This is a genomic window from Bradyrhizobium sp., assembly GCF_019244115.1.
Taxonomy (GTDB): Bacteria; Pseudomonadota; Alphaproteobacteria; order Rhizobiales; family Xanthobacteraceae; genus Bradyrhizobium.
In genome coordinates this window covers 1-3997 of the sequence record NZ_JAFATE010000354.1, presented here as the reverse complement: position 1 = coordinate 3997, position 3997 = coordinate 1, and the positions used below count along the sequence as shown (strand labels likewise).

Sequence of the window (3997 nt, the reverse complement as noted above, 5' to 3'; positions counted from 1 at the left end):
ATCCCCAGCCAAAACACCTCCTGTTCAACTCGCCCCGCAACAGGCGGTCGTCCCAGCGACCCCAGCCGCGCCCGTGTTGATCGCTTCTTTCGAATGCCCACCGCAACCTCCGCATCTGAAGTGTTGCGACGACCTGTTGAGCCCAAGTCCGGCATTCCCTGCGCGACGGTTTTAACGCTTATAGCGTGCTCTCCCCGGGGCCCGGGCTCTCTTGCCCCCGTCATCGCGCTTGAGGTCATCAGCGCGATTTGTCGCCAGCGTCGGGGCGACAGGACCACACGACTTCGCCGTCCGCCTCAGCGCCGTTCGTCCGCACGAACGAATCGTGCGCGTCGCCAAAGCGTCCACCGCATCCCGCGCTCCACGTATCGTGACGATCGGCCGAAACGCCCCTCTTTCGAGTGAGGCGGGATGCGCGGATAATGCTTCTGATTTTTAGAAATGTCAAGACGATTTTTTTGAAATTCAGAATAAATCCCTGCGGCGGATGGCGCCCGGTGGGCTCGGCATGGCGATGTCTCTAGGTTTCGCGCCGTTCGCTAACGGCCCCGCCAAGGCTCCGCCTGCTCGGGTGCGGGGGGATGAAGCCCGCGACCGATGGCACGACAGCGGATCAGTGCGGCGGTCGGACATATTCGCGCTCCGAGAGGATCGCGACGAACCACCGCGGCACGATGCGAATGGTGCTGTCGTTCGCGGCAAGCTCGATCAGGCTGTCGCTTACGCCTGGTAGCGCGCCTTGGCGCCGGAGGCACAGAGCCGCTTGCCGGCTGCCTTGAAGCAGGCCAGGCGGTCGGCACGGATGTGCACGTGTTGCCGGCGCGCAGCATTGCGCGTCGAAAGGGCGGCGATATCGGTCATGGGTAACCAGCTGATTCAATGAGAGATTGTTTGGTAGCTTGATACTGTGCTCGGTGCGCGAGCGATTTGCGGTAGCCGGTATTTTTGATTGATGTTCAATCGTTTGCAATGGTATTACTTGCTGGAAATATGCACGTGACCGTACGAGTGCATGCAACTAGGGGGCGACATGGCCGCCAGAGGCCGTGGCAACTTGATTGTGGTCGGAGTGACGCTCGCATCATCGACGGCCGTGCTTTTGGTCGCGTCGTTTTGGATCGTGTCCCGCGCATCGCTGCCGCCAGTCGGGAGCTCTTACGATGCCGATCTGGTTGACGAATGCCGGAAGCATGGCTCGTGCGTGTGGGCAACAGACAGCAGGTGCGAACGCATCGACCCGATCACTGGCACATTGATGGCGCGTTGGCCTGCTTCGGCACGCACGGATGGCAGCGTTGGTTGCGGAGAGCCATTCCTGAAGCGGAAATCTTCCGATCGCCATGCAGATGGACCGGACAGGTCGCATGGTTAGTCCAGTTTTCGACGAGCCTCGATCCGCCGTCTCGCAGCCTTCTTCATCGATATGGCGGCGCCTGAAAGCATCTCGACGCGAAGTCCTGCTCAGCTTTGCGTGCCTTGCCGCCGCAATTCTTGCCTTGGAGTGGCTCTGCCGGCAGTTTATCTTCGATCCGACCGCGGCCTATATTCTCACACCAGGCTGGTCCATCGCCGTGCATCACAACAATCTGCTGCCGCGCGTGCATGAGGATCACGTCATAACCATCAACAATCTGGGCGGTCGGGGCGAGGCGCCAACCGCATTTTCCACGCCGCGCATAGCGGTGTTCGGCAGCAGCACCGTCCAGGACTGGGTATTACCGGAGCGTCAGACCTGGGTCCAACAGGTCGGCCAGAACCTGCGATCTTGCATCCCGCATGTCTGGACCGGGAATTTCGGCAAGGCCGGCGTCAACGCGCGTCAGCATCTCCTTCAGTTGCCAGAAGTCGTGAAGTACGCGCCGCGCATCGACATGTTCATCGTCCTGCTCGGTGGCACCGACTTTCTGTTCGATCTGCACATACACCATCCGCTGGTCACGCCGGAAGGCTGGTGGCGGAAGCAAGCCCTGATGTATGACCACTATGATGAGGGCCATTCGGCGCTTCTGGCGCTAGTTCAAAGGCTCTACAAGAGCTGGTCGAGAGCCGCGACCGAGCCAATCCCCACGTCAGATTTCGGCGACTACGAAAAGGCACTTCGTGATGCCCACGCCAAGGTCACTGACCGGCAATGGGTGGATGAGCTGCCGGACCTGTCGAGCCATCTCGATACCTATCGCCAGACCATCTCACGACTTAAAGAGTTTGCCGACACGTATGGCGCGCCGATCGTGTTTGTGACGCAGCCCTATGTCTGGTCAAAGACGATGTCCGAGAGTACCCGTCGGGAGCTCTTTGCCGGCTTCATCGGCGGCGATTTTCAATCGCCCGACGTGAAATGGTACACGAGCGATGCGCTAATGGCCGGATTCTCGGCTTACAACGCGACGCTGCTCGACAAATGCCGGACGGACGGGCTGTCGTGTGTGGACGCCGCGCGCCTGTTCGAGGGGCACAAAGACTATTTCTTCGACGACTTCCATTTTTCGCCCGAGGGAGCCGCGGCTCTTGGCGCGATGGTCGCCGAGCATGTCAAGAAAGGTTGGCCCGGCTGCTAGTCGGTTGCCAGATGGCGTGGAAAGCCGTTTCGCGACACAAAGCTCCCAGGCGCTCGACGAGCGCCAGCACACGCCGGGGCGCCTGCGCCTTGATCCAGCAGGTTCTCCCTCGGCTTGCGCGTGTCAATAGCTCAGCTTTGGATACCAGGTGGGGTCACGGCCGGCAGGCGTGAGATCGAGAATGTTCCACAATGGCGCGAGGTCCGGAGCGCCCCTGGGATCCTGCCCGGGGTCGGCCATCGCCCCGCTCATCTCGCCGGCCCAGAACAGACGAACGTCATGTCCATCCCGACGGTAGACCACGAGCGCGGGCCATTCCAGACCATCTGGCGTGAGCACACCGAGATCGCTGGCATAATCATCGCCAACGGTCTGAACGAAATCCAGCTGCGTCCAGCCGCGCTCCTGGGCAAACGCAATCTGGCGGCTGACCGGCGAGCGGCCAAGGATTTTCAGCCCTGTCCGCTGCTTGATATCGGCGGCATTGCCGTTCAAAGGTCCGAGCAGGTTGGTGCACATCGGACAGGGCCGTTCCCGCTGCGGACCAAACATCCAGAAGTAGGTCACCAGCGTGTCGTGCGCCCCGAACAGGTCGGGCAGACCAAGCTCGGTGCCGTTGGCATCGACGAAGCGGTAGTCTTTCTTGATTACGGGGCCGGGCGGCAGCGCACGGCGTCGTTCGGCAACCCGGCTGATCTGGCGACGAAGCTCGATTTCCTCGGCCAGCAGCGCCTGCCGCGCGTTCGCATAGTCAGCAGTTTCGCCGGGAAACGGTGGATGCCGTCCGGCAGCCAGCTCCCGGGCAGAAATGAGGGTGTCAGTCATTCGAGTTGCTCCGCAAAATCGAACAATGAGGCGATGAGCGGTTCCGGCGCAGCGCCGACATCCGGCGCCTCCTAATTCAAGAACGAAGGAACCGAGGACAGACCGACACGGCCTACTATGAAATTTTCAGCCGGGTGCGAACTTGGCTGAATCACGACCCGTCAAGTTCAGGCTAGCTGAATAAGCCCACCGCGTCCGCCGTTCACCTCTCCCCGCTTGCGGGGAGAGGTCGCCGCGCCACGAGCGATGCCACGAGACGAGGGGCGACCACGAGGGTCGCCCCTGCGGGATCATGGGTAGGGACGCCCCTCATGGGCGCCCTGGTTGCCGCGGAGAACATCGGAGAGGCGCCATGAGCGAGCTCAGGAACAAGAACTGGCCGCGCCGCTCCGGCAGCGATGGGCGAGGAGAGGGGCGGACCTCCTTCGCAGCAACGATCGAAGTCTTATCTCGCAACGCTTCAGCTCGCCCAGTTGTCGCGGAATTCGCCGAACAGCGTGAGACCGCCGCAGGCAAAGATCGTCTGCCCGGTGATGTAGCTCGCATCATCCGAGGCGAGGAAGGCGAACACGGCGGCGATCTCGTCCGCCGTGCCGGCACGCCCCAGCGGAATG

The 3997-nt window shown here is 61.8% G+C and carries 4 protein-coding genes; 1 reads left to right on the top strand and 3 read right to left on the bottom strand.

Translation table 11 applies throughout. From position 1 onward, the window contains the following. Positions 1–720: 720 nt before the first annotated feature. Positions 721–861 carry a hypothetical protein gene (locus JOZ76_RS15720; RefSeq protein ID WP_291699531.1) on the bottom strand — a complete coding sequence of 47 codons (141 nt, stop codon included), beginning with the start codon at positions 859–861 and terminating at the stop codon, positions 721–723. A 479-nt stretch (positions 862–1340) separates the two neighbouring features. On the opposite strand from JOZ76_RS15720, the gene JOZ76_RS15715 reads away from it, so the two are divergent. Continuing rightward, a complete protein-coding gene (locus JOZ76_RS15715) occupies positions 1341–2558 on the top strand; it encodes an SGNH/GDSL hydrolase family protein (protein ID WP_291699530.1) in 1218 nt (405 codons plus the stop codon). A 123-nt stretch (positions 2559–2681) separates the two neighbouring features. Here the strand turns inward: JOZ76_RS15715 and JOZ76_RS15710 are convergent, their stop codons facing one another. Together JOZ76_RS15710 and JOZ76_RS15705 are read right to left on the bottom strand one after the other, a co-directional pair. Further along, positions 2682–3383 (bottom strand): DUF899 family protein, encoded by a 702-nt coding sequence (locus JOZ76_RS15710; RefSeq protein WP_291699529.1) that lies wholly within the window; start codon positions 3381–3383, stop codon positions 2682–2684. A gap of 460 nt (positions 3384–3843) precedes the next feature. Then, the coding region (locus JOZ76_RS15705; RefSeq protein WP_291699532.1) for an SDR family oxidoreductase at positions 3844–3997 on the bottom strand (154 nt) is incomplete at its 5' end.

Coding starts and splice junctions, on each gene's coding strand:
- JOZ76_RS15720 (WP_291699531.1), bottom strand. CDS start 861: ATGACCGATATCGCCGCCCTTTCGACGCGCAATGCTGCGCGCCGGCAA.
- JOZ76_RS15715 (WP_291699530.1), top strand. CDS start 1,341: ATGCAGATGGACCGGACAGGTCGCATGGTTAGTCCAGTTTTCGACGAG.
- JOZ76_RS15710 (WP_291699529.1), bottom strand. CDS start 3,383: ATGACTGACACCCTCATTTCTGCCCGGGAGCTGGCTGCCGGACGGCAT.